Consider the following 22,114-nt stretch of genomic DNA (forward strand, 5'->3'; position numbering starts at 1 on the left):
ATTCCAGGCTGCGTGCTGGGCGAAGGGGTTGATCCGGGTATAGCCGCCAAAGCCCTCCATGTCGCAGGCTGCCGCCGGCGTTGCCGTCGCCAGACCCCCACCAAGACCGACCAATGCTGCTGCCGCAAACCGCATGTGAACACCCCTTTGCTGAAGACGGGTAGATGTTACAACATATCCGCAACGATTGGCAAAGGCTTTGTGCGTGCAAGGACCGGCCAGGCGGCGGCCCTAACCGTGCACCAGCAACCTGGGATGCCGCGCCAGCCAGTTGGCGATGTGCGCGAATGCCAGCGAAAGGCTGCCGATGCTGCTGATCACGATTTCCTGGCGCTCGGTGACAGGCAGAACCAGCGCGGCCATGAGCAGCGAGAGGCCGCAGAGCCCCAGCAGCAATATGCCGTGACGTCGCTGCCACGCCGCCCGAATCAATATCCACAGGCTGACGGGGCCGGCCAGCAGCACGATCCACAGATGCAGGTCAAAGGGCAGTGCCAGGCTCTGGCTGAGCGCGGGAGCCGAGGCGAGCAGCAAAGGCAGAACCAGGCAATGCGCCAGACACAGCAGCGAAGCGCTGATGGCGGCCCCTTCCGCCACATCCGCCGCCTTTGGCGCGTGGCTGGGGGTTACCCTTCGGCTTTCGGACATGAGCACATTTCTCCACTTGTGCAGCTCGGTCCTCCTCTATAATGATATAACGTATCATAACAACCCCGGAAAGGTCCCCGATGCCCCTCGCCTCCTCGATCCGCAAACTGCCTGTCACGGTGCTGTCGGGTTTCCTGGGTGCGGGCAAGACGACCCTGCTCAATCATATCCTTGCCAATGTTGAAGGTCTGCGCGTCGCGGTGATCGTCAACGACATGTCCGAGATCAATATCGACGCCGCCCTGGTGCGCGGCGGCGAGGCGGCGCTGTCGCGCGCCAGCGAGGAACTGGTCGAGATGACCAATGGCTGCATCTGCTGCACGCTGCGCGACGACCTGCTCAAGGAGGTGCGCGCGCTGGCCGAGGCGGGGCGGTTCGACTATCTGGTGATCGAGAGCACGGGCATTTCGGAGCCACTGCCGGTAGCCGCGACCTTCAGCTTCCGCGACGAGGCGGGCGCGTGCCTCGGCGATGTTGCGACGCTCGATACGATGGTGACGGTGGTCGATGCGGTCAATCTGCTGAACGACTATTCCAGCCATGAATTCCTCGCCGATCGCGGCGAATCGCTGGGCGAGGACGACACGCGCAGTCTGGTGGGCCTGTTGGTCGAGCAGATCGAATTTGCCGATGTGATCATCGTCAACAAGGCATCCGATGTCAGCCCCGAGCACCTGGCCATCGTCACCAAGCTGTGCGCCTCGCTCAACGCCGACGCGCGGATCATCACCGCCGATCGATCGAAGGTCGCGCTGGACCAGATCCTGGGCACCGGGCTGTTCGACGACGATCGCGCCGCCGAACATCCGCTCTGGGCCAAGGAGCTTTACGGCTATGCCAGCCATCGCCCCGAGAGCGAGGAATATGGCATCGAAAGCTTCGTATATCGCGCGCGCCAGCCGTTCGCGCCGCAGCCCTTCTGCGATTTTCTGACCGGCAACGGCTTGGAGGGCGTCGTGCGTGCCAAGGGCTTTTTCTGGCTGGCGACGCGGCCCGCCTGGGTCGGCGAACTGGCGGTGGCCGGATCGCAGACGATGACCGCGCGGCTCGGCCGGTGGTGGGCTTCGGTCCCCAAGAACCAGTGGCCGCACGACAACCAGTTCGAGGATTTTGTCGCGCACAACTGGGACAGGATCTGGGGCGACCGGCGGCAGGAGCTGGTGTTCATCGGTATCGACATGGACGAGGCGCGGCTGCGTGCAGCGCTCGACGCATGCCTGGTCGACGCCGATGGCTACACGCCCGAGAGCTGGCAGACCCTGCCCGATCCGTTTCCCGAATGGGGCGAGCATGCCCGCATCCTGGAAAGTGCCTGAGCCATGGCAGCGCTGAACCTTCTCGAACCCTGCGCCCCTGCCCACCAGCGCTGGGACGCGATCCACCATCCCCAAACCCGGATCGTGATTGACGAGGATGCGGTGCTGTTGCCGCGGGGCGATATCGAGCTGCTGCTGGATATCGCCCCCTTTGGCTACCGTGCGGCCGGAAGGCCCGACGCGCTGCTGGCCGACCTGCCAGCGCTGCCCGACAGTATCGCACGATGCATCGAGGATCTTGCCAGCCGCTTCGCCTCGCTCATGCAATGCGAGACGGTTCGCGTCCGGCTCGAGGGCGTTACCGGCAATGCCTGTCGCAAGGTGCATGCCGATTACACCGATCTCAGGCTCATCTGCACCCTGGCGGGGCCGGGTACCGACTATACGCTCGAAGACGATCCCGACGGACCGCTGCAGCGCATTTCGGCAGGATTGGTGGCGCTGTTCAAGGGGCACGAGTTCGGTGCGGGCCACAAGCCGTGCCTGCATCGCTCGCCACCGATCGAGGACAGTGGGGAACGCAGGCTGGTGCTGGTCATCGACACCCCGGCGCGCCACGGCGCGGGCTGATCAGCGCCCCGCTGGCTCGCGCAGCGTCAGCTGCCGACCAGGCGCGCCGCATCTCGCTGTGCCGGCCACCCCGAGCCTGCGGCTGGACGGGCGGCGGGCTGTCGTGACGGGCGCGGGTCGCGGCATAGGGCTTGCCTGCGCCGCTGCCTTTGCCGCTGTAGGAGCACATGTCTGTCTCATCGCGCGTTCGGCCAGCCAGATCGAAGCGGCCGCGGCGCAGATCGGCAACAATGCCGTCGCGCATGTTCTGGACGTGTCCGATCTAACAGCGGTTCGCGCGTTCTTTGCCGAACAGGATTCGTTCCATATCCTGCTGAACAACGCCGGGACAAACCGCCCGATGCCCTTATGGGATGTCGAAGAGCCAGATTTTGATGCGGTCGTCGATCTCAACCTGAAGGCCGCCTTTTTCGTGGCCCAGGCCTGTGCCAGACGGATGATCGAAACCTCTACCCAAGGAAGTTTCATCCATGTCTCCAGCCAGATGGGGCATGTCGGTGGCGCTTCGCGGTCGATCTATTGCGCCTCGAAATGGGGGCTCGAAGGCATGAGCAAGGCGATGGCCCTCGACCTGGCCCCGCATGGCATCCGGTCGAACACGTTATGCCCTACCTTCATCGAGACGGCGATGACCAGGCCGTTCTTTGAAGACCGAGCGTTTCTGGAGAGCGTGCTTGCCAAGATACCCCTTGGTCGGCTTGGCCAGATCGAGGATCTGATGGGGGCCGCGCTATTCCTCGCGTCAGATGCATCCGCCATGATGACCGGAACACACATGATCATCGACGGCGGCTGGACAGCGTCGTGATGCGCGAGGACCTTTCATTCCATCATTTCGCCCTGTCGGTCCCGGATATCGATGCAGCGGCTGATTGGTATTGAACGATGCTGGACTTTTCGATCGAACGCCGTTTCGACCTGCCCGGAAACATCAAGGCGATGTTCCTGCAGCGGGGCGCCCTGCGCATCGAGCTGTTCCAGGTACCCGCCCCCAAGCCGCTGCCGGACGAACGCCGCGATCCCCGCCGGGACCTGGAGACTCTGGGCAACAAGCATCTCAGCTTTCAGACGCGCCATTACGATCGGCTTCGCAAGAGATTGGAGGATCATGATGTCCGGATCATCCTCGACATCGGAGAGAACGACGAGCAGGGCTTTTTCTTCCATGACAATAACGACAACGTCATCGAGGTTCTTCGCAGCCCTGGCTGAAGCTGCACCAGCCAAGCCTCGCATCGTACTCGTTTCCAGCCAATCACGGTGACGCGCGTGTGATGGGAAGCCGCGAACTGGCGGCAGTCGATCCCCAGCCGTGCCCGATGGGCATTCACGAGGCCGACCAACGGTCAGCCCAAATCTCCCAATCGTAGAGCTGGAGTATCGTCGAGAGCGACGAGACGGACAGAGCATCTGCGCTGTGCAGTGCGTCTTCCAGATACGTCCTGTTCACTATCGCATTGCTGACAAGACGCCCGTCCATAAGCCGCGCGCTGATCATGTCCCGGTTGCGAATGAACACCTGGTCGTAAATGCCCTCGGGAACGCTTTTGCTCACCCTTCCGACAATGTGATCCGGCAGGAGGTCTCTGAACGCAGATCGCGCCAGGCTCCGGTCGATCCCGCCGTCAATCTGCTGCCAGGTCGGCAACCTGTAGCAGAGCTCGAGAAAGGGCTGGGCAAGCAAAGGACACAGCCGGTCGATTTCGCGCTGGCCCTGCACCGAGAGATGATAGTCGATGTTGAGATAGGCGGAAGTTGCGATCTGCAGATATTTGCCCTTGGGGAAATCCGCCGGCGCCACCAAGGTCGGGTGGATCCTCGCGATGGCGTCATCGAGTTTTGCCACGTCCGGGTTCAGAAAGGGCATCCTGGGCATGGGAGGTATCAGGTTGAGAACATAGCAGGTGCAGTCGGCTGGCGCGGCCATCTCTGAAAAGAGCCGGAAGACTGTCTCTCGCATCGACCAGCCGCTGCATTGGGCTGCATCGAGCAGTATCCGTGGAAGCCTGGCGAAGGGCTGCTTCTGGGCGACATAATCAAGCGCCGGATAGACGCCGGGCATATTGTACAGGACGATGTCGCCGCCAAACCCATAAGTGAAAGCGTCGACGTCGCGCTCGGCCGCTATGCCATGAAGATTTCCGGCCATTTGCAGGCAATCGAACACACTCGACGGAGACGCGCCCAATTCCTGTCGATCCAGCGATGGCAGATCGACGCGAGCAGGATCGAGCCGGGTTTCGATCAATTCGGCACCCGCATGCGCCGCCATGGCCCGGGTATAATGGCGCTCATCGCCGCGGAGCGAGTCACTGAAGTGCGTGACGCAGGTCAGCGCATCTCCAGGCCGGCTCGCCTGCAGACAAGCCAGCAGAATGGAGGAATCCAGGCCGCCCAGATTGTGCAGGATCTTGGCATAAGGTCGTGCCAGGGCGCCGGTTACCCCGATCAGTGTTTCTCGCAGCATGGCTGCCGCCTCGCTGCGGCCGATCACCAGACGATCCCCGGCCAGATGCACCGGATTCCACATATATTGGCGTTCGCGGTCGGCCCCGAACGTCGACAACTCGCCCGGCAGGACGGTCCCTATTTCAAGGATGCCGGTCGATGACTTGCAAATGTTGGGAAGAAGGGCTGCAGCTGCGACAGAGCCGAAATCCACCGTGAACGTCTGGCCGGGAAAGGTCCGGAACAGATCGGCGTTGGACGAAAATACGTCCATGTTCTTCCAGCGGATATGGTGACAAGGCAGGCCACCGCTCGGGTCACGCAAAAGGCTCAGGCTATGATCGACCGGATTGCATTCGATGGCGACATAGGCCCCCCATATGTTCTCGAACAGCCATCTTGCCTGAGCCCGCAGTCCTGAAACGCCCGAAACGTCGCAAATGGAGCGCGCGCGCCATTCGGGATAGCCGCCGGAACGGCTGATGACTCGGCCGAGGATGAAGACCCCCGGCTCGAACAGCGACGTGCGGAACGCCCCCGAGGGGTCCCCCGTATCCCAGATCGATATGGTCCGATCGGTATAGCGATTGTGCCAGGTCGCGGCGCTGCGGGCGCCAAGCCGGTCCATGATTTCAGCGATGTCGGATTCTGGCAAGTCTTCGCCGCCGCGGCTCGAAAACACGAGGTATCGGTACACCTATACCTCCATGATGACTTCATAGTCATGGACGGTAGCTGCCTCATCATCGAGCAATGCATTGTCCCGTTCGAGCCAGGCATGCGCCCGGAAGGGACGAAGCCTGACACCAAATCTCCATGATATTTCCGATAGATGGTCCTTGAAGAACAGGATCATGCAGAGCGTGTCGAACAGGCAATTGCCACCCTTCCGGTAGATCAGCGGGCGGATACGCTTGTAGAGTTCCAGCTGGTCCACAAATCGGGGCCAGTCGGCGCAAGGGGGAGCCTCTCGCTTCCATCGCCCGACCCGCGCGATGATCGCGTCGAGGGTAAGTGCCTTCAACATCGCCTTGGCCGCAGTCGCGCACCAGAGCAGGCGCAAAACATCGCGGAAGGCAAGAAGATCGGATCGCGGGCCTATGCGCCTGGGCAGTTCCTTGAGAGGCTGTGTGTAAAGCCATCTTTGGAAGCGTTTGCCACCGAGCCCTGCAACCAGCAGCCCCTGCGCCTGAAGATCGGCAGCAACGGCAAGTGCCTCTGCGGGCGCGGGCGTGGGCGGGGGTGTGGATAATCCAGCGACCGGACCGTCCTGCTCGATCGCGATGAGCGGCATGATCAGCTCGGCGTCTTCACTCGACAGGAAGGAATATCGGTCGGCTGTCGCATCGAAGAAAATCATGCAGCGGTCACAAAATGCCAGGTGGACATTTGCTGGTAGAGTGAAGCAGGCCTGCAATGCCTGTGCTCCTTAGAATTTCATGAAATGCTGTCGCATGGCAGAAGCGATGACTGCGCCATGGTTGAATTCTTGATCCACGACAGGTGCAAGGCCAGAAGCGGATGCGTGGCAGATGGTCTGCTCCGCGCCCCTTGAGAAGGACAGGCAATCGACATCCACTACGGATCCTCCCGCCATCAGGAAGCAGGACGTTGCTGGCTTCGATAAAATGCCGCCTTCTCGACGCGACCCTTGACGCAAACGATAGCCAAGAAGGCGGCAAGTGGCATTACCTCCAGTCGGTCGAGCCTAGGAACGTCCAGCCTTCAAGCGCCCATCCGAAACCGCCCTTGGTCAGCTTGCTGGCGCGGCCAAGATCCACGACGCGGCTCGATGCCTTCGATCCGACTTTAATATTAGTCTTCTTGAACATCTCTGAACTCCATTTTGCGAATCGGGCTTACACCCGATTACAAAATCTGTCTCTTACTCAATAGCTTGTCAACACGATGAATATCACAGCCATTTCGGATGAATCTTTATTCAAGATTAGTCGCAAAAAGATCAGAATTCCCTCGGGAACCGCGCACCCCGATGCTTGCGGCGCACAGTCGCAATAAATAAATTGCAGATCGATACTCGTCGCCGAATCAGGGCCGATTTTTGGGACGAGTTTGGCAAACCCGCGACGCGTCGCGTCGATCAATCTCCATTGACCCTCAGGATTTCGCGAATTTTGATCGCGAGCGCGTCCAGTTGGAAAGGCTTGGTCATGATCGACATGTCGCGGTCGAGCTGGCCCTGGCGGATCGCCGAATTTTCCGCATAGCCGGTGATGAACAGCACCTTGAGCTCGGGTCGCAGCATGCGCGCTGCGTCGGCCACCTGGCGACCATTGAGCCCGCCGGGCAAGCCGACATCGGTAATCAGCAGGTCGATCCGCGTATCGGATTCGAGAATGCGCAGACCCGACGGCCCGTCCGATGCCTCGATGGTGGCATAGCCGCCTTCGGCCAGCACCTCGCCCACCAGCATCCGCACCGTCGGCTCGTCATCGATGACCAGCACCGTTTCCCCCAGGCTCGCCGGCAGCGCCGGTCCAGGTTCGGGCGTCGTCAACTCGGCATCCAGATCTGCATGATGGCGAGGCAGGTACAGGCACATCGTGGTGCCTTGTCCGATCTCCGAATAGACGCGCACCTGACCGCCCGACTGGCGGACAAAGCCATAGATCATCGACAGCCCCAGTCCCGTTCCCTGCCCCAAGGGCTTGGTCGTGAAGAACGGATCGAAGGCCTTGGCGATCACGTCGCGCGTCATTCCCGTGCCGGTATCGGTGACACACAGAGAGATATACTGGCCCGGTTTCAAGTCCTGTTCTGCAGCCGACCGATCATCGAACCACTTGTTCGCGGTCTCGATGGTCAGCCGACCACCCTCGGGCATGGCATCGCGCGCATTGATGCACAGGTTGAGCAGCGCGTTTTCGAGCTGGTGCGCATCGATATGGGTCGTCCATAGGCTGCTGGCCTCGACAATCTCGAGCTGCACCTGCGGGCCGACGGTGCGCCGCACCAGCTCTTCCATGCCGGACACCAGCCGGTTGACGTCGACGGTCCGGGGGTCGAGCGTCTGACGCCGCGAAAACGCGAGCAGCCTGTGCGTCAGGGCTGCGGCCCGCTTTACCGCCCCCTGCGCCGCATGGGCATAGCGATCGAGGGTATCGAAACGCCCCTGGGCGATTCGCGCCTGAATCATTTCAAGGCTGCCGCCGATCGCCGCGAGCAGATTGTTGAAGTCATGCGCCAGCCCTCCGGTCAGCTGGCCCACAGCCTCCATCTTCTGCGCCTGACGCAGCGCCTCCTCGGTCCGCAGCAACTGCCCGGTGCGCTCTTCCACCCGCGCCTCGAGCGTGATGTTGAGATCGCGAAGCTCGGCTTCGGCGCGGGCGCGCTCGATATGGGCCCATGACCGGTCGGCAACGTCGCGGATCAGCGCAAGCTCGTCCTCGCTCCACGCGCGCGGCGCCCCGTCATGGATGGCCATCAGCGCGACCAGCCGCCCCTCGCGGATCAGCGGCATGCAGATGGTCGCGCCGATCCCGATCTGCTGAAAGGTCGCGGCTTCCTCAGGCGCAAGCTCGGCCACGATATCCTGAATGACCAGGGGGCGCCCGGCGCGCAGTTCCCGCACGGCACGTTTGCCGAACAGGGCAAGGCTGTAGCGTCCGATGATGCTCTCCAGCCCCGGCGCCGCCCAATCGCCGCGAATGGTGAACCCGTCCTGGTCGTCGTCCAGATAAGCATAGGCGCAGCTGGTGACGCCCATATGCTCGCCCACCATCCAGGTGGTGATCGCCATGACCGCATCCGCGTCACCTGCTTCCGTGGCTGCCCTTCCGACCGAATCGAGAAAGGTCAGCCTTTGATTGGCGACCCGCAAGGCGAGCTCCGCCCGTCGCCGCTCCACGGCAATGCGCGTGCGAGCGGCGACCTCGCGCACGAAATCGATCTCGTCTTCGCGCCAGCTGCGCGGCGTACCATGATTCAGATAGAAGAGCGCGACCATCACGCCCTGCTCCATCACCGGCATGTTGACGACAGCCTGAGCGGTGATCGCTTTCAGCGCGTCGGCGGTGGCGATGGTGCGCGGATCGGTTTCCGCATTCTCGAACCAGACCGTCTCGCCCCTGACCAGGTCGTCAATATAGGTGCCATAGTCGCGAAAATTGAGCGTGCCTGCCAGGCTGGCGACACTCGGCGCATTCCAGTCCTTTTCGATGGTGATCGTTTCGGCCACCGGATCGACCGTGCCATAGCCGGCGCGATCGACATCCAGCGTTTCGCCCAGGATCTGCGCTGCCGCGAACGAGATATCGGCGCCATTGTCGAGATCGCGAAACGCATCCGACAGCGCGATCAGGCCCTGGCGCATCCGTTCGGCACGCACCCTGTCGGTGATGTCGAGCGAAATGCCGGTGAGCTTTGCGTACCGGCCATCGGAATGAACGGTCGGCCTTCCGCGCAAGGCCACCCGGCGGATCTCGCCCTGCAGCGTCTGAACCTTGCACTCGATATCGCAATCCATGCGGCGCTCGATGCTGGAGGCCAGGCTCTGGCGCACGAACTCGCGGTCATCGGCATGCACCGCGGCCAGAAGATCGTCATAGCTGAGCGGCTGATCATCGCGGAATCCGAAATTGACGCGGAAGGCCGGCGAGGTCTCCAGTGTCATTTCGGGCGATGTCAGGCTCCAGGCGCCGAACCTTCCCGCTTCCAGCGTGAAGCGCAGTTCGGCGTCACTCGCCTTCTGCTCGCGCAGGCGGCCCGCGAGTTCGGAGACCAGCGCCGCATTGCTGCTTTCAAGATTGGCCAGCCGCTCGCGTTCGAGCGTCACGTCGAGCTGGCTGGCGAAGAAATAGGCGAGCTCGCCGGCGGCATCCCTGACCGGCGCAATCAGCAAACGGTTCCAGAACGGCTCGCCGTCCTTGCGATAGTTGAGCAGATCCAGCTCGATCGGCCGCACATCCTCCAGTGCTTGACGCAGCCGCGCGACAGCTTCCCGGTCCGTGTCCGCGCCCTGCAGAAAGCGGCAATTGCGCCCGATGATTTCGTCGCGCTCATAGCCGGCAAGCCGGCAGAAGGCATCGTTGACGAACACGATCGGATTGTCGGGCTGGCGAGGGTCGGTGATGACCATGGGCATGCGCGTGGCGCGCACGGCAGCAATGAAGGGATCGGTATTTGCATCGCTTCCGTCGATCGCGGCGGCAATGCGGGCGGCGTCGAGTTGCGCCTGTTCGGCATGCGTCATTGGCTGATCATGCAGGTGAGCGATCGCAGGGAGATAAGGGGCACGCCTGAATTCCGTAAGTGAAAGAAATATCTCCAGCCAACTCGGAAGCGGTCGATCAGTTCCTCATTCCGGCCCAGGGCGGCAAAGGGAAGGGATCGCCACCGTGTGCGATCCCTTCCCGCTGCAAACCATCAATCGACGATGATCGCATTGCCCATGCGATAGCCGCGTTCGGCCATTTCCTCGATATAGTGCACCCGTTCGTGCTTCAGCTCAACGGCATATTCTTCCCAGGCGTCGCGGCGATCCTCGATATCGGTCGCCCGGCGCAGGTCGCTGCCCAGCTCCTTCTGCGCCTCGGTGACGTTGATGCGATAATCGAACCACAGCCGGTTCTCGATCCCCGCGATCGGTAAGGTGATGATGCGCGCTTCCTCGGCGCGGGCGACCTGTTCCTCCTGCAGCATCGGGACCGCTGCCGTGGCTGCGGCAGCGAAGCCCAGAAAGGCGATCGACGTCGTGACAAATTTGATCATGCTATTCTCCCTTTGCTGAGTACCGCCATGGCAAGCGGTCAAAAGGAAAACGATCGGCAGATCCGGTTTAATCCGTCGATGGTGCAGATTCTTTCGGCCGCGCACCGAGCGGCGATGGGTCAGAAAAAGGAAGGCGGACGCCGGGAGACGTCCGCCTCGAGGAGGCAGCGGTTTGCTGGCCGCACAGGCAGCGAGCAGCACACCGCAGCTGGGTTTGGCTTCAGGACAAGCCGATCATTCCGAAGGCTCCGCCGCTTCTGGCGCAGCCGCTGTGCTGCCGGTCTCGGCCAGAACCAGCGCATTGCCAGAGGCCGAGAACATGCCGGCCGGCAGCGAGCGTGTGACATTGCCCTGTTTCACCACGATCTGCTCGACCTCGCCCCGGCTGTTCGCGACGACTTCCTTCACCTTGCCGAGCGATGATCCGTCGGCCAGCGTGACCGGCATGCCGCGGCTGACCATGGCAGCACCGTCGCCAGCCGCTGCCGCGCTGCCCGCAACGGCCAGCGGACTGGCCAGCAGCGATCCGCTTGCAGAGCCAGCGCCGCTTCCCGCCGCGGTCGCTCCGGCAGGCATTGTCACCCCCCGCACGCTTGAAACAGCCTCGCCAGCGCGGGCGCGCGTTCCCTGTGCGATGGGGGCAACCGCGCCGGTCAGGGCGTCCGTGCCGATCAGCCGGGCCTGCGCGCTGCCCTGGCCGCTCGCCGTGCCGGAGCCTTGCGCCTCGGTCATCGTGCCGGCGGGCGGCACCACGATATCGGCCAGGCTGGCGGTCGAGGCCAGGACCGAGCCGTTCGCGCTGCGCTGAGCCGAGACGGTACCGCGCCGCACATCGACCGATTGCGTGCCGCTGGTCGAGCCATTGGCCTCGGCCGAACCGCGTACGGTGCGCGTGGTCCGCTCGAGCGAGCCGCTGACCGGGCGTTCGATCCCTCCCCCGAGCGTACCGCCCAATGTACTGCCCAGAGTTCCACCCAATGCGCCGCCAAGTCCGCCACCGCCGAGCAGTTGCGCCTGGGCGGCAGCCGGGATGAACGCGACCGTCGCGGCGGCAATCAGAATCTTCTTCATGATGGGTTCCTTTCAGCTTGAACGCGGGCATCACTGCCTGCCCGTCTGAAAGGACAACGGATCACCTGGCCTGTTTAATTCACGGCCTAGCCTGAAAGTTCACGGCTTGCGGGCGCATTGTTCGCACAAAAGACCGCGCCCGAAACGTCTGTCTTCACCCCTGGGCCCCAGATCGCGCGCTTCCCGATCAAGCCTCGCCTGCCAGTCGCCGTGCCTGGCCAGCGCATCGGCAAGTCTGATGGCGACCAGCGGCGTGGCGAACGATGTGCCGCGCAGGATGACCGGCCTGCCCCGGGCATTCATCGCGTAAACCTCTGCCCCGGGCGCGGCATAATCGACATGCAGTGCCCGCCCCGCCTCGATCAGCGCGCGCCCCTTCCGGTCCACTCCGGTCACCGCCACGACAGCGTCATAGGATGCGGGATAGGCAGGCGGCGCAGCCGGCCCGTCATTGCCCACCGCTGCAACGATGACGATGCCGCGTCGCTGCGCCTGCCGGATCGCGCGTTCGAGCACGGCATTGCGCGGGCCGACCAGGCTGATCGTGACCAGCTTGCAGCCACTGCTCGCCAGCCAGCCAAGTGCCCGGACGATGGCCAGCGCGTTGCCTCCGGCGGGGTCGCTGCCATAGACATCCGCCACCCACAGCCGGCCTGCGCCTTCATTGCGCAGCAGGCTGACGATCGCGCTGCCATGATCGGAGGCCAGCGGGGCCCCTTTGGCAAAGCCCTTGATGGCCATCAGGCGAAAGGATGGCCCCGGTGCACCATCGATGATGCCGATGGGCGTATCGACCGGCGCTCCTGCGGTTGCCGCCAGCAGCGCGGAGCTGGGCAGAGCCGAACTCTGCCGGCCGAGCGAACCCGATTGCGAGTGCAGATTGTCCACAGCGATCTCGGCCTCGGGCGCGGCCTTGCGCGCCAGCGCTTCGGCCCTGGCGAGGCTGAGACCAGCCGGAACGCGCAGCCGCACGATCGCGAGATCGAGGCCCTCGATCTGTTCCTCGGCGATCACCGAAAAACCCGCGCGCCGGAGGGCATCCATCGCGCCTTCGGTCGGAGCGGTGACCAGGATCTCGCCGCGCCGCGCCAGATCGCCGCGCATGTCACGTTCGACCAGATCGCGGTTCTGCCGCAGCAGCTGGGTGAATCGCCGGTCGCGCAACTGCAGCAGCCGGTCAGCCTCGCGCTGGGCCAGCCTGCCCATTCCGTCGATCCCATTTCCGGCCGTGTCGAGAAGGTCGCCGACCCCGCGCCCGATGCCAGGCAACCCGACATTGCCCAGCGGCGTTTGCAACTGCGCAAACAGCGGTGTTGCCGCAAGCAGCGCGCCGCAGGTCAGCATGCTCAGGATCATGGCGGGGATGCGCATTTCGTTTCCGTCCGATTTTTTCGCTTAACCATGGATGAAACGCACGAGGCCAGCCGTTTCATCCATCAGAAAGGCCTGGACCCTGACACAAACGTTCGAGACCCTGCTCGTCGACCTGCTGCCGCGAATGCGGCGGTTCGCCTATGGCCTGACCGGGGCATCGGCGGATGCCGACGATCTGTGCCAGATGGCGATCGAACGGGCGCTGGCGCGTCGCGACCAGTGGCAGCGGGGAACGCGCCTCGATAGCTGGATATACAAGATCATGCGCAACCTGTTCATCGACGAAATCCGCGCCACCCGGCGCCGCCGCGAAACCTTCGTGCCAGACGAGGCAGGGCTCGCGATCGGTGCCGAAGGCGGCCAGGAGGCGACGGTCGAACTCGCGATGATCGACCGGGCCATGCTGCGCCTTCCCGACGAACAACGTGAAGCGGTCCTGCTGGTGATGGTCGAAGGCTGTTCCTACAAGGAGGCGGCCGAGATTGTCGGCTGTCCTGTCGGCACGCTCAACTCGCGCCTGGTGCGCGGTCGCGACGCGCTGATGGACCTGCTGGAGGATGCGGCATGACCGTGACGCCCGAAATGATCGCCGCCTTTGCCGATGGCGAGCTAGGCGCAGACGAGAGGCGTCGGGTGGAAGCCGCGATCGCGGCCGATCCCGAATTGGCAGCGCAGCTCGAGCGGCATCGCAGGCTCAAGGGCCTGCTAGCGGCCCGCTATGCGCCCATCGCCGCAGAACCGGTCCCCGATCGGCTGCTGACCCTGATCGCGCAATCCGCGCATGCCGAGACAGGCTCGGGCGAGGTCGTGAGCATGGCGCAGGCGCGCGCCAGACGCAGTCTTGCCCCGATGGTGCGGCGCTGGTTGCCGGTGGCAGGCCCCGCCCTGGCGGCATCGCTGGTGCTCGCGATCTGGCAGCCCTGGCAGGGTTCACAGCCAGCGGGTTATGCGGATAGCGCGCTCGCGACCGTGCTCGAGTCCCGGCTCGTGGCGGAGCAGCCGACCAACGCCGATCCGCGCATTCTGCTCAGTTTCCAGGCCAGAGATGGTTCGGTCTGTCGCGCATGGCGCAGCACCGCCGATGGCGGCATCGCCTGTCGTGACGGAACGGGCTGGAAAGTGACCAGGCGTTTCGCCGGGTCGCCGGAAGCGGACCGCGAATACCGGCAGGCGGGCAGCGACGCGGACATTCTTGCCGTCGCGCAGGAGATGGCGAAAGACGGAGCGATGGATGCGCAGGCGGAGCGAAGTGCGCGCGCCGCTAGCTGGCTCAACCTTCGATGATCGATGCCAGCGCCCGCGCGACGCGGGGCAGTGTCTCGGGATGCGACCACATCGGGTGTTCGCGCGAGCGATCTGACAGCTCGGTTTCGCGCCCCGCCAATATTCCGCCGATCGCCCCGCCCATGAAGACGAGGCGCTGGTTGAGCAGCTCGCTTGGGCAATGCGCCATCAGCCGCCGAACCTCTTCCAGACAGCGCTGATAGCCCGAGTTCCAGCGCCCCTCGAGCGCGTCCATGAACAATGCGCGGTTCGAGAGCTGGAGCCCAACCACGAAGCGGTTGTAGCATTCTCCCCAGGACGGAGGGTCGGGGTCGATCGACGTCTCGACCAGGATCTCCATCACCTCGAGCACGCTGTGCGGGCCGCCCGCGGCCTTGGCACGATCCAGCGCGGCATTGCGGCGCGCATCGATCGCCTGCGCGCCATCGACGACAAGCTGCCGGATCAGCGCCTCTTTCGACCCGAAATGATAGGTGATCGCGGCATGGTTCTTCTGCCCTGCCGCCTCGGCAATCTGCCGCACGGTGACGCCATCGATCCCGCGTTCGGCAAAAAGCTTGAGCGCCACCGCCTTCAGATGCTGCGGCGCCGGAGATTGCGCGGTCGACGGGTCACGGGCCATGCCCTGCATTTGCCATTGACAGCTTGATGCGTCAAATGCATTTATCCATATGGATAACGGAGAGGTAGCGGATGATCGAGGGCATAAACCTCGCGGCGCTGGAAGGCTGGATGGACGCCCAAGGGGTCGGGACCGGGCCGATCGCCGAAGCGCGGCTGCTGTCGGGCGGGACGCAGAACATCCTGATGCGTTTTCGCCGGGGTGACGCGGCCTATGTACTGCGAAGGCCTCCGCCGGTGCCTCGCGCCAATTCGAACGACACGATGCGGCGCGAGGCGCGCGTGCTCGCGGCGCTTGATGGCAGTGCGGTGCCGCATCCGCGATTGATCGCGGCCTGTAGCGACGAGGAGGTGCTGGGCGTCGCCTTCTATCTGATGGAGCCAGTCGAGGGGTTCAATCCGACCGAGGGCCTGCCGGAATTGCACGCGAACGACGCCGATGCGCGCCACCGGATCGGGCTGTCGATGGTCGAGGCGATCGCCGCGCTCGGCGCGATCGACTATCGCGCGGTCGGGCTCGACGGCTTCGGCAAGCCCGACAACTATCTCGAACGACAGGTCGGGCGCTGGAGGGCGCAGCTTGCCGGCTATGCCGATCTTCCCGGCTGGCCCGGCCCCGGCGCGATCCCCGGCGTCGATCGCGTCGCGAGTTGGCTCGATGCCCATCGACCTGCGGATTGCCACCCCGGCATCATCCATGGCGATTTTCACCTGGCCAATGTGATGGTGCGTCCCGACAGCGGTAACCTGGCGGCAGTGGTCGACTGGGAATTGAGCACGATCGGCGATCCGCTGCTCGATCTGGGCTGGCTGCTCGCGACCTGGCCCGAGGACGATGCGCCGCGCGCCACCGATGTCGCCATCACGCCATGGGAGGGGTTTGCGAGCCCAGACGAACTGGTGGCGCATTATGCCGAGACGAGCGGGCGCGATCTGTCGGCACTCGACTGGTACGTCGTGCTCGCCTGCTTCAAGCTCGGGATCATCCTCGAGGGCACGCACGCGCGCGCCTGCGCCGGCAAGGCGCCGAAGGACACCGGCGATCGCCTGCACGCGCATACAATCGACCTGTTCGAACGCGCGCTGCGCCGCATCAGATGAAGGAGCAGCCATGATAGACGATACCGATTTCACGGGCCGCAAGGTGCTGGTCGTCGGCGGGTCGAGTGGCATCGGCAACGGCATCGCACGCGCCTTTCGCGCGCGCGGCGCCGAGGTGCATGTCTGGGGTACCCGCCCGTCGGCGAGCGACTATGATCCGGCGGACGGATCCGATCTCGCCGGACTGGGCTATAGCTGTGTCGATGTCGGTAATCCCGATGCGATCGAGGCGGCAGATCTGCCATTCGATAGCCTCGATGTGCTGATCATGTGCCAGGGCACCGTGGTCTATCGCCGCGGCGAATTCGAGCGCGAAGGCTGGGACCGGGTGATGGCGGTCAATCTCGACAGCCTGATGCACATATCGCGCAAGTTCCGCGCACAGTTGTCGCAGGCGAACGGATCGATCGTCATCGTCAGCTCGATTTCGGGGCTGAAGGCCAATATCGGCAATCCCGCCTATGCCGCATCCAAGGCGGGGGCGATCAGCCTCACCAAGACACTCGGCCAGGCCTTCGCCGCCGATGGCATCCGCGTCAACGGGCTCGCACCCGGGCTGGTCGATACCAAGCTGACCAAGGTCACCACACAGAATGCCGAGCGGCTGCAAGGCGCGCTCGCGCAGATCCCGCAAAGGCGGATGGGCACGCCTAAGGACATGGCGGGCGCTGCGATCTTCCTCGCCTCGCCGCTCGCTTCCTATGTCACCGGCCACACGCTCATCGTCGATGGCGGGCTCTCCCTGTAACGAAAGGCAGACACATGAACTTCGAATATAGCGACAAGGTCGCCGGGCTGATCGCGCAAATCGAGGCGTTCATGGACGAGCATGTCTATCCGAACGAGCAGGCCTATTACGACTTCGTCCACGACCAGAACAACCGCTGGCAGGAATGGCCGGGGATGGAGGCGCTGAAGGACAAGGCGCGCGCTCAGGGGCTGTGGAACCTCTTCCTGCCGCACGAATATGGCGAATTCTCCCCGGGCCTCACCAATCTCGAATATGCGCCGCTCGCCGAGCTGATGGGCCGCGTTCCCTGGTCGAGCCAGGTGTTCAACTGCTCCGCGCCCGATACCGGCAACATGGAGGTGCTCGCCAAGTTCGGCTCGCCCCAGCAGCAGGACAAATGGCTGAAGCCGCTGCTCAACGGCGAGATCCGCTCGGCCTATGTCATGACCGAGCCGCAGGTCGCCTCGTCCGACGCCACCAATCTCGAACTGTCGATCATCCCCGATGGCGACGACTATATCATCAATGGCCGCAAATGGTGGATATCGAACGCGATGCACCCGCGCTGCGAGATCTTCATCGTGATGGGCAAGACCGATTTCGACGCGCCGCGCCATGCGCAGCATTCGCAGATCCTCGTCCCGCGCGACACGCCCGGCGTGACGGTCGTCCGCCACCAGACCGTCTTCGGCTCGTACAATTCGCCGGGCGGCGAATCCGAGCTCCGCTTCGACAATGTCCGCGTGCCGAAGGAGAATCTGATCCTGGGCGAAGGCCGCGGGTTCGAGATCGCGCAGGGACGCCTGGGTCCCGGCCGCATCCATCATTGCATGCGCTCTATCGGCCAGGCGCAGCGCGCGCTCGAACACATGGCATGCCGCGTCGACAGCCGCGTTGCCTTCGGAAGGAAACTCGCTGATCAGAGCAGCATCCGGCAGGACGTGGCGAGGAGCTTCTGCGAGATCGAGATGGCGCGGCTGCTGACGCTGAAGGCGGCCGACGCCATGGACCGCTATGGCAACAAGCAGGCGAAGGACCTGATCGCCGCGATCAAGGTGGTCGCGCCGACCATGGCCCAGACCGTCGCCGACCGCGCGATCCAGGCGCATGGCGGCATGGGCGTCAGCGAGGACACGCCGATCGCGTATTTCTTCACGCTCAACCGCTATGTCCGGATTACCGACGGCCCCGAAGAGGTGCACATGGCGCAGCTCGGCAAGCAGAAGATCGCCGAATATGTCGCCGCGAACCGGCGCTGAACACCAGGGGGAGGCAAGCTTATGAAGGCCCTACGCTATTACGGCGCGCACGACATCCGCTACGAGAGCATGGACGACCCGGTGCCGCAATCGGAGCGCGATGCGATCGTGAAGGTCTCGGCCTGCGCGATCTGCGGCAGCGATCTCCACATCTATCACGGCCACGGCTTTTCGGAGGATATCGGCTTCTGCGTCGGGCATGAGGCGGTGGGCGAGGTCGTCGAAACCGGACGCGGCGTGTCGCGGCTCAAGGTGGGGGACAAGGTGATGATCCCTGCCGCCGTCGGCTGCGGATCGTGCCGCCATTGCCTCGCCGGGGTGGTCAACCTGTGCGAATATGGCATGGGCTCGTGCTATGGCCTGTCGGCAAAGCTGCAGGGCTCGCAGGCCGAAGCGGTGCGCGTGCCCGCCGCCGACGTCAACGCGGTGCTGATCCCCGAGGGCGTGTCGGAGGAACAGGCGCTGCTGATGACCGACGCGCTCGCGACCGCCTGGTTCGGCGCGCGCAATGCCGATATCGTGCCGGGCAGCAGCGTCGCGGTGATCGGGCTGGGGCCGATCGGCCTGATGGCGGTCGAAAGCGCCTTTGTCATGGGCGCGCATGTCGTATACGCGATCGATCCCATCGCCGAGCGCCGCGCTCTGGCCGAGGCGGCAGGGGCCATTGCGCTGTCCCCCGACATGGCGATCGACACCATCCGCGAGGCCACAAAGGGCCGCAAGCTCGATTGCGCGATCGAGGTGGTCGGACGCGACGAGACGGTCGATCTGGCGCTGCGCCTCGTCCGCGCGCGCGGCACCGTGTCGGTCATCGGGGTGCAGCAGTCGCGGCGCTATGCCTTTCCGCTCGAACGCTTTTTCGCGGCGGGCCTGACCTTCCGTGCCGGCACATGCTCGGTGCCCGAGGAACTGCCGACGCTGTTCCCGCTGGTCCAGTCGGGGCGCCTCAGGCCGGAAAAATATATCAGCCACCGCCTGCCCTTGAGCGCGGGGGCCGAGGCCTATGCCCTGTTCGACGCGCGCGACGCCGGCGCGCTGAAGATGGTGCTGACGCCCGACTAGACGGCGATGCACACGGTGGCGTCTGCACGAAGATCGACGCGCCCCTCAAGGCAGCGGGCCGGTATAAAGACCTGCAATTCCAAGCGCGTAATCCGATCCCGACAGGCTCGCCTGAACCATCGCCAGGGCTTCACCTGCCGCACGCTTGCCCTCCAGTGTCGCCAGCCGCTGGCGCAGCTGATCGGGACGCGCGGCGGTGGCGATCGCGATGATATGGTCTGCGCCGAACGGCGGCTGAACGCCAGCCTCCATCTGCACGACGAAGTCCGGCGACAACGCCTCGCCCTCGGCCGGACGGGACCGTCTGGGAAACAGCGACTGGATGGTGCCGTCGCCTGCGATATTGAATGCGGTGAGATATTTGAGCGTATCGGACCTGTTGCCACCGAATCCGATTGGCACGCGGCCGCTGGCAAAGCGCTTCTGCGCACCGTCCTGCCCTATCGTGACCGCGAGCGGATGCGAGGTCGCCAGCGCCCTGAAACCCGGCAGCGCCCGCCACTTGTCCGTGACACCGGCAATGAAAACTGCATCGCCAGTTCTGGCGTCCTTCTCGGCGACCTGGTCTCCCAGACCGTTGGCGACGACCTGGCCGCGCGCGACGTCCCAGATCAGCATCGCTTGCTGGCGGTCTTGCACCAGCTTGACCCCGGCGGGCGCAACCCCATCGCCGATGATCGCCAATGTCAGCTCTGCCGGCACCACGCGCGCCGCAGCTTCGGTCGATTTCGGGCGTGTGGCAAAGACCCAGGGCTCGCCTCCCCTGCCGGGAAGGAAATTGACACTCGCGCCCTGGCGCTGCTCGTTGGCCATGTCTGCGGCGAGTACCAGCATTTGCCGAAACTCTGCCATTGTCGAGGCGCCCCTTCCGTTGCCATCGATGTCGCCGAGGATTGACCGAGAGAGGAAATAGCTGACAGCGCCATGCGGAACGCCGTCGATGAACACCTCTTGCACGGCCTCGCTGTCCTTGGCTCCGGCAACGAAGATCACGTGCTCCAGCTCGGTCGTCTCCATTCCTTTGGTGGCGACCGGCAGTGGAGGCAGCGCATCATTTTCGATCGGGCCGTAATTGGCAAACCGTCGCGATAGCAGACCCACCCGGGGATCAGCATCGCGGGTCATGGTGCCGCTATGGCAGGAATCCGCGACGAACAGGACGTTCACGCCCTTGGGAACCGCCGACAGCAGCGCAAATATCTCGTTATCGACGATCCGCTGCCCGCTTTGCTTGCCTTTGGTATTGAAGCCCGAAAGCAGGAAAACCTCATCGAGGCCATCTTCCTCGTCGCCGGCTATGCGTTCGGTCTCCTGGCCGCCATGCCCGGCATAGGTGATGATCAGCCATCCCGATTGCCTTGCCGCGGCCTCAGCCAGGCGCCTCGCTTCCGCAAATATGCGTTCGCGCGTGGCCGCGCCATCGAGCAGCAGCACGACCTCGTCAGCATTTCTCTTGTTCAAAGCCTCGGCAATGATGCGAGCGTCGTTGACGGCGCCATTCAGGTCGCTGAGGGTGTCATACTGGTCTATACCGATGACAAGCGCGTGAACGGTTTTGGCACGCGCTGGCTGGCTGGTGGCGAGCGCGGCGAGAACCGGCGTCAGCGCAAGCAGCAGAAAGCGGGTCATCTGCACGCTATCTGCGGATCAGTTCGACACGACGCGACATCTGATCGCGCTCGGCTTCGGAATAGGCGCTCTTGTCATCGGGCTCATAGGGCTGCTCTTCACCACGCCCCTCGGCACGAATGGTGCCGCGATAACCGTTCTTCAGCAGATATTCCTTCACGACCATGGCGCGGCTCTGCGACAATCGAAGATTATAGTCGGCGTCACCCTTGGCATCGGTGTGACCGACAAGGATGATCTCGCGCCCCTTAGCGGAGTCGTTCGCAAGCAATGACACCAGATCCACGAGAGCGTCCTGCCCCTTTGTGGTCAATTCGGTGCTGTCGAAGACGAACTGAACCGGCAGCGCGGCAGGCCTGAACGTCACGCCCCGCAGCGAGTCGGCAGACAGTCCGACCTGCTGGCCCGATCGCGTCCGCGCGCTTTTGACATAGGTGGGAGACAGGAGCGCCGCCTCCTCCGCCTTGGATCGCAGCGCCACCAAAATGGCGTCGCCAGGCCTTCTGGGCGTTGCGACCTCATCTGCGATTTCGATCAGCGCGTCCTGATAGCGCGCAGCCGCTTTGGCAAAGTCGCGCCGACCTGCCGCAATATCGCCCAGCGTGGCCAGCGTCTGCCAGGGCCGCCCATAGCGGAGCGACTGCTCCAGCGCCGCCTCGTCGACCGGGGAGCCTTTCATCGCCCGGTTGTACATCGCCGCAGCCAGGCGCTGCCCGATCCATGTCTTGAGCGCCGGATCGCACCGGTCGGCAGCCGCATAAGTTGCAGTCAGCGCCGCTTCATCGAGAGCCGTCGCCGCGATGCGTGCCTGATCGCCGATCGCCGTGCAGTCCTGAGCCTGTACGGGCGTTGCCATCAGCATGGCGGTCAAGGCACAGGAACGGAACATCACCTCACCTCATAATCGGCAAATCCCAGCGCCCATTCGCCGCCCTGGCCCTGGGCGCCTCGCGCGCCGCCATCGCCGATTGGAGCTCCCAGCCGCGCGAGCAGGCCATCGAGCGAACGCATGGTTGCAGCGGGATCGGATTGCGGAGCCATGTCCGCCCGCACCTGTGCATCGAGAAAGGCCTCGAGGTCGCTGGCCACGACTGCCAGCAGCCTGCCGCGGCCCCTGGGTTCGCTCGCGACAAGCTCGAACCCGTAAGTGGCGTCCGGAATGCGCAGCGGGGCATTGGCGCGAATCAGACCCGACTTGTTGCTGACTTTCGAGCGGGGATTGGGAAATATGAGGATCAGGTCGTTATTGGCTGTCTCTTATACACATCTCC

At 64.0% G+C, this 22,114-nt stretch carries 22 protein-coding genes and 1 pseudogene; 10 read left to right on the forward strand and 13 right to left on the reverse strand.

Going from position 1 to position 22,114, the window contains the following annotated elements:
- Positions 1 to 231: 231 nt before the first annotated feature.
- Positions 232 to 648 (reverse strand): MerC domain-containing protein, encoded by a 417-nt coding sequence (locus AX735_RS13970; protein WP_137775434.1) that lies wholly within the window; start codon positions 646 to 648, stop codon positions 232 to 234.
- 80 nt (positions 649 to 728) lie between these two features.
- On the opposite strand from AX735_RS13970, the gene AX735_RS13975 reads away from it, so the two are divergent.
- The 4 genes from AX735_RS13975 (at position 729) to AX735_RS13990 (ending at position 3,746) form a co-directional block, all read left to right on the forward strand.
- Complete coding sequence (locus tag AX735_RS13975) at positions 729 to 1,964, forward strand: GTP-binding protein (RefSeq protein WP_066281413.1); 1,236 nt, start codon at positions 729 to 731, stop codon at positions 1,962 to 1,964.
- Between the two features lie 3 nt (positions 1,965 to 1,967).
- Positions 1,968 to 2,534 carry a DUF1826 domain-containing protein gene (locus AX735_RS13980; protein ID WP_066281420.1) on the forward strand — a complete coding sequence of 189 codons (567 nt, stop codon included), beginning with the start codon at positions 1,968 to 1,970 and terminating at the stop codon, positions 2,532 to 2,534.
- 103 nt (positions 2,535 to 2,637) lie between these two features.
- Entirely contained in the window at positions 2,638 to 3,342 is a 705-nt protein-coding gene (locus AX735_RS13985) for an SDR family oxidoreductase (RefSeq protein ID WP_231750125.1), read from the forward strand.
- Positions 3,343 to 3,419: 77 nt separating this feature from the next.
- A complete protein-coding gene (locus tag AX735_RS13990; protein WP_066281428.1) occupies positions 3,420 to 3,746 on the forward strand; it encodes a VOC family protein in 327 nt (108 codons plus the stop codon).
- A gap of 115 nt (positions 3,747 to 3,861) precedes the next feature.
- Here the strand turns inward: AX735_RS13990 and AX735_RS13995 are convergent, their stop codons facing one another.
- From AX735_RS13995 to AX735_RS14020, 7 genes are all read right to left on the reverse strand, one after another.
- A complete protein-coding gene (locus tag AX735_RS13995) occupies positions 3,862 to 5,679 on the reverse strand; it encodes an asparagine synthase-related protein (RefSeq protein ID WP_137775436.1) in 1,818 nt (605 codons plus the stop codon).
- Entirely contained in the window at positions 5,680 to 6,342 is a 663-nt protein-coding gene (locus tag AX735_RS14000) for a lasso peptide biosynthesis B2 protein (protein ID WP_066281434.1), read from the reverse strand.
- A gap of 328 nt (positions 6,343 to 6,670) precedes the next feature.
- The gene (locus tag AX735_RS25220) at positions 6,671 to 6,814 is read right to left on the reverse strand and encodes a hypothetical protein (protein WP_156447511.1); all 144 of its coding nucleotides are present in this window, start codon (positions 6,812 to 6,814) and stop codon (positions 6,671 to 6,673) included.
- Positions 6,815 to 7,083: 269 nt separating this feature from the next.
- Entirely contained in the window at positions 7,084 to 10,194 is a 3,111-nt protein-coding gene (locus AX735_RS26385) for a GAF domain-containing protein (protein ID WP_066281435.1), read from the reverse strand.
- A 173-nt stretch (positions 10,195 to 10,367) separates the two neighbouring features.
- On the reverse strand, positions 10,368 to 10,712 hold the full coding sequence (locus tag AX735_RS14010; RefSeq protein WP_066281437.1) for a hypothetical protein: 345 nt from the start codon (positions 10,710 to 10,712) through the stop codon (positions 10,368 to 10,370).
- A gap of 234 nt (positions 10,713 to 10,946) precedes the next feature.
- Positions 10,947 to 11,783: a hypothetical protein gene (locus AX735_RS14015; protein ID WP_066281442.1), complete on the reverse strand. Its 837-nt coding sequence runs from the start codon at positions 11,781 to 11,783 to the stop codon at positions 10,947 to 10,949.
- 99 nt (positions 11,784 to 11,882) lie between these two features.
- Positions 11,883 to 13,154, reverse strand: a complete 1,272-nt coding sequence (locus tag AX735_RS14020; RefSeq protein WP_231750126.1) for a S8 family serine peptidase — start codon at positions 13,152 to 13,154, stop codon at positions 11,883 to 11,885.
- 127 nt (positions 13,155 to 13,281) lie between these two features.
- Between AX735_RS14020 and AX735_RS14025 the strand changes: the two genes are divergently transcribed.
- Together AX735_RS14025 and AX735_RS14030 are read left to right on the forward strand one after the other, a co-directional pair.
- The gene (locus AX735_RS14025; RefSeq protein ID WP_066281480.1) at positions 13,282 to 13,725 is read left to right on the forward strand and encodes an RNA polymerase sigma factor; all 444 of its coding nucleotides are present in this window, start codon (positions 13,282 to 13,284) and stop codon (positions 13,723 to 13,725) included.
- Positions 13,722 to 14,441, forward strand: coding sequence for an anti-sigma factor (locus AX735_RS14030; protein ID WP_066281445.1), 720 nt, complete (start codon positions 13,722 to 13,724; stop codon positions 14,439 to 14,441). The genes AX735_RS14025 and AX735_RS14030 overlap by 4 nt, the downstream gene beginning before the upstream one ends.
- Here the strand turns inward: AX735_RS14030 and AX735_RS14035 are convergent.
- On the reverse strand, positions 14,428 to 15,063 hold the full coding sequence (locus AX735_RS14035; RefSeq protein ID WP_066281486.1) for a TetR/AcrR family transcriptional regulator: 636 nt from the start codon (positions 15,061 to 15,063) through the stop codon (positions 14,428 to 14,430). The two genes, AX735_RS14030 and AX735_RS14035, sit on opposite strands and share 14 nt — an antisense overlap.
- A gap of 71 nt (positions 15,064 to 15,134) precedes the next feature.
- Between AX735_RS14035 and AX735_RS14040 the strand changes: the two genes are divergently transcribed.
- From AX735_RS14040 to AX735_RS14055, 4 genes are read left to right on the forward strand one after another with little or no spacing between them, the layout of a single operon-like run.
- Positions 15,135 to 16,163, forward strand: coding sequence for a phosphotransferase family protein (locus tag AX735_RS14040; protein ID WP_066281448.1), 1,029 nt, complete (start codon positions 15,135 to 15,137; stop codon positions 16,161 to 16,163).
- A gap of 10 nt (positions 16,164 to 16,173) precedes the next feature.
- Positions 16,174 to 16,911, forward strand: a complete 738-nt coding sequence (locus tag AX735_RS14045) for an SDR family NAD(P)-dependent oxidoreductase (protein WP_066281454.1) — start codon at positions 16,174 to 16,176, stop codon at positions 16,909 to 16,911.
- A gap of 14 nt (positions 16,912 to 16,925) precedes the next feature.
- Positions 16,926 to 18,152 carry an acyl-CoA dehydrogenase family protein gene (locus AX735_RS14050; protein ID WP_066281455.1) on the forward strand — a complete coding sequence of 409 codons (1,227 nt, stop codon included), beginning with the start codon at positions 16,926 to 16,928 and terminating at the stop codon, positions 18,150 to 18,152.
- A 21-nt stretch (positions 18,153 to 18,173) separates the two neighbouring features.
- The gene (locus AX735_RS14055; protein ID WP_066281457.1) at positions 18,174 to 19,214 is read left to right on the forward strand and encodes an alcohol dehydrogenase family protein; all 1,041 of its coding nucleotides are present in this window, start codon (positions 18,174 to 18,176) and stop codon (positions 19,212 to 19,214) included.
- A 45-nt stretch (positions 19,215 to 19,259) separates the two neighbouring features.
- On the opposite strand, the gene AX735_RS14060 is transcribed toward AX735_RS14055, so the two are convergent.
- The 4 genes and pseudogenes from AX735_RS14060 to AX735_RS26925 all read right to left on the reverse strand — a co-directional run.
- Positions 19,260 to 20,843, reverse strand: a complete 1,584-nt coding sequence (locus AX735_RS14060; RefSeq protein WP_137775437.1) for a caspase family protein — start codon at positions 20,841 to 20,843, stop codon at positions 19,260 to 19,262.
- A 7-nt stretch (positions 20,844 to 20,850) separates the two neighbouring features.
- Complete coding sequence (locus AX735_RS14065; RefSeq protein WP_066281469.1) at positions 20,851 to 21,732, reverse strand: OmpA family protein; 882 nt, start codon at positions 21,730 to 21,732, stop codon at positions 20,851 to 20,853.
- Positions 21,732 to 21,932, reverse strand: a complete 201-nt coding sequence (locus AX735_RS14070; RefSeq protein ID WP_066281473.1) for a hypothetical protein — start codon at positions 21,930 to 21,932, stop codon at positions 21,732 to 21,734. Before AX735_RS14070 ends, AX735_RS14065 begins: the two co-directional genes overlap by 1 nt.
- Before the next feature lie 6 nt (positions 21,933 to 21,938).
- Positions 21,939 to 22,082 (reverse strand): annotated as a pseudogene (locus AX735_RS26925) (hypothetical protein); the annotation flags it as partial.
- Positions 22,083 to 22,114 lie beyond the last annotated feature (32 nt).

It is taken from the genome of Blastomonas sp. CCH1-A6 (assembly GCF_001556365.1).
Classification (GTDB): Bacteria; Pseudomonadota; Alphaproteobacteria; order Sphingomonadales; family Sphingomonadaceae; genus Blastomonas; species Blastomonas ursincola.

Coding starts and splice junctions, on each gene's coding strand:
- AX735_RS13970 (WP_137775434.1), bottom strand. CDS start 648: ATGTCCGAAAGCCGAAGGGTAACCCCCAGCCACGCGCCAAAGGCGGCG.
- AX735_RS13975 (WP_066281413.1), top strand. CDS start 729: ATGCCCCTCGCCTCCTCGATCCGCAAACTGCCTGTCACGGTGCTGTCG.
- AX735_RS13980 (WP_066281420.1), top strand. CDS start 1,968: ATGGCAGCGCTGAACCTTCTCGAACCCTGCGCCCCTGCCCACCAGCGC.
- AX735_RS13990 (WP_066281428.1), top strand. CDS start 3,420: ATGCTGGACTTTTCGATCGAACGCCGTTTCGACCTGCCCGGAAACATC.
- AX735_RS14000 (WP_066281434.1), bottom strand. CDS start 6,342: ATGATTTTCTTCGATGCGACAGCCGACCGATATTCCTTCCTGTCGAGT.
- AX735_RS25220 (WP_156447511.1), bottom strand. CDS start 6,814: ATGTTCAAGAAGACTAATATTAAAGTCGGATCGAAGGCATCGAGCCGC.
- AX735_RS26385 (WP_066281435.1), bottom strand. CDS start 10,194: ATGACGCATGCCGAACAGGCGCAACTCGACGCCGCCCGCATTGCCGCC.
- AX735_RS14010 (WP_066281437.1), bottom strand. CDS start 10,712: ATGATCAAATTTGTCACGACGTCGATCGCCTTTCTGGGCTTCGCTGCC.
- AX735_RS14015 (WP_066281442.1), bottom strand. CDS start 11,783: ATGAAGAAGATTCTGATTGCCGCCGCGACGGTCGCGTTCATCCCGGCT.
- AX735_RS14020 (WP_231750126.1), bottom strand. CDS start 13,154: ATGCGCATCCCCGCCATGATCCTGAGCATGCTGACCTGCGGCGCGCTG.
- AX735_RS14025 (WP_066281480.1), top strand. CDS start 13,282: ATGCGGCGGTTCGCCTATGGCCTGACCGGGGCATCGGCGGATGCCGAC.
- AX735_RS14030 (WP_066281445.1), top strand. CDS start 13,722: ATGACCGTGACGCCCGAAATGATCGCCGCCTTTGCCGATGGCGAGCTA.
- AX735_RS14035 (WP_066281486.1), bottom strand. CDS start 15,063: ATGGCCCGTGACCCGTCGACCGCGCAATCTCCGGCGCCGCAGCATCTG.
- AX735_RS14040 (WP_066281448.1), top strand. CDS start 15,135: ATGATCGAGGGCATAAACCTCGCGGCGCTGGAAGGCTGGATGGACGCC.
- AX735_RS14045 (WP_066281454.1), top strand. CDS start 16,174: ATGATAGACGATACCGATTTCACGGGCCGCAAGGTGCTGGTCGTCGGC.
- AX735_RS14050 (WP_066281455.1), top strand. CDS start 16,926: ATGAACTTCGAATATAGCGACAAGGTCGCCGGGCTGATCGCGCAAATC.
- AX735_RS14055 (WP_066281457.1), top strand. CDS start 18,174: ATGAAGGCCCTACGCTATTACGGCGCGCACGACATCCGCTACGAGAGC.
- AX735_RS14060 (WP_137775437.1), bottom strand. CDS start 20,843: ATGACCCGCTTTCTGCTGCTTGCGCTGACGCCGGTTCTCGCCGCGCTC.
- AX735_RS14065 (WP_066281469.1), bottom strand. CDS start 21,732: ATGTTCCGTTCCTGTGCCTTGACCGCCATGCTGATGGCAACGCCCGTA.